Here is a 1,237-nt window from a genome sequence, read left to right on the forward strand (position 1 = left end):
GGCCTGACCGACCGCCCTGCCGTACGCCCGCACCAAGCCGCCCGCCCCCAAAAGGACGCCACCGAAATAGCGGGTCACCACCGCCACAGTGTCACTGAACCCCCGCCGCAACAGCGTGTCCAGCATCGGCGCACCCGCCGTACCGCCCGGCTCACCGTCATCATCGCCCCGCGCCGGCGAACGATCCCCGCCGATCGCGAACGCCGTACACGTATGAGCGGCCCCGGGATGCGCCCGCCGGCGCCCGGCCGCGAACGCCCGCGCCTCCTCCTGCGCGCCCACCCGCGCCACCGCGCAGATGAACCGGGACCTGCGCACCTCGATCTCACGCTCGACCGTCTCCCCGACGGTCAGGTACGGCCCGGCCACCGGCCCAGGCTACCGGCCCACCGCGCCGGCCCCGGCTCACCGGGCACGCGCCACCACCTCGCCCAGCACCGACCCGGCCAGATCGAACCCGCCGACATGAGCCAGATACCCGCCGACCTCCAGCACCGACCCGTCCAACGGGATGTAAACCCCACCCGCCTGCCGCACCAGCAGCGACCCCGCCGCCACATCCCACGGACTGGCCCGCAACCCGAACGCCGCATCCGACCACCCCGCCGCCACATGCGCCAGCTTCAACGCCGCACTGCCCGGCCGGCGCACCGCCGCGAACGAGGCCACCATCCGCCCGAACCGATCCAGCGCCTCGGTCCCCTCCGCCTCCAGATCCCGCGGACTGGGGTAACTGGTCAGCAACATCGCCTCCCGGTCACGCACCGCCCCCGCACTGGCCAGCCGCCGCCCCGCCAGGAACGTCCCCGCCAAACTCGCTGTGAACACCTCCTCACGCACCGGGTCGTACACCACACCGGCCACCACCTCCCCATCGACCGCCGCGGCCACCGACACGCAGAAGAACGGCACCCCCGCCGCGAAGTTCGCCGTCCCGTCGATCGGGTCCACGAACCACCGCACCCCATCACCGGCACCACCAGGCGCACCCACACCGGCCGGCGACGTGCCGCCCTCCTCCCCAACGATCACACTGCCCGGACACTCACGGGCGATCACCTCACGGATGACCTCCTCCGCCGCCCGATCATGCTCGGTCACCGGATCATGAAAGTCACGCTTCGTCCGCACCTGCGGCCGGGAGCGGAACGCCTCCCGCAACAGCCCGCCCACCGACCTGGCGGCCAACGCCGCGATCTCGGCCAACTCCCGCGAGGCGTTCACATCCATGCTTCAC

The 1,237-nt window shown here is 72.5% G+C and carries 2 protein-coding genes; both read right to left on the minus strand.

What is annotated here, in order from left to right:
- Nucleotides 1-369 (minus strand): YigZ family protein (locus C1I98_RS39000; RefSeq protein WP_199537568.1); only part of this gene is annotated, 369 nt, incomplete at its 3' end.
- A gap of 36 nt (nucleotides 370-405) precedes the next feature.
- Nucleotides 406-1,230 (minus strand): inositol monophosphatase family protein, encoded by an 825-nt coding sequence (locus tag C1I98_RS39005; RefSeq protein ID WP_111172196.1) that lies wholly within the window; start codon nucleotides 1,228-1,230, stop codon nucleotides 406-408.
- Nucleotides 1,231-1,237: the final 7 nt, after the last annotated feature.

Source organism: Spongiactinospora gelatinilytica (assembly GCF_003236385.1).
Lineage (GTDB): Bacteria > Actinomycetota > Actinomycetes > Streptosporangiales > Streptosporangiaceae > Spongiactinospora > Spongiactinospora gelatinilytica.

Coding starts and splice junctions, on each gene's coding strand:
- C1I98_RS39005 (WP_111172196.1), bottom strand. CDS start 1,230: ATGGATGTGAACGCCTCGCGGGAGTTGGCCGAGATCGCGGCGTTGGCC.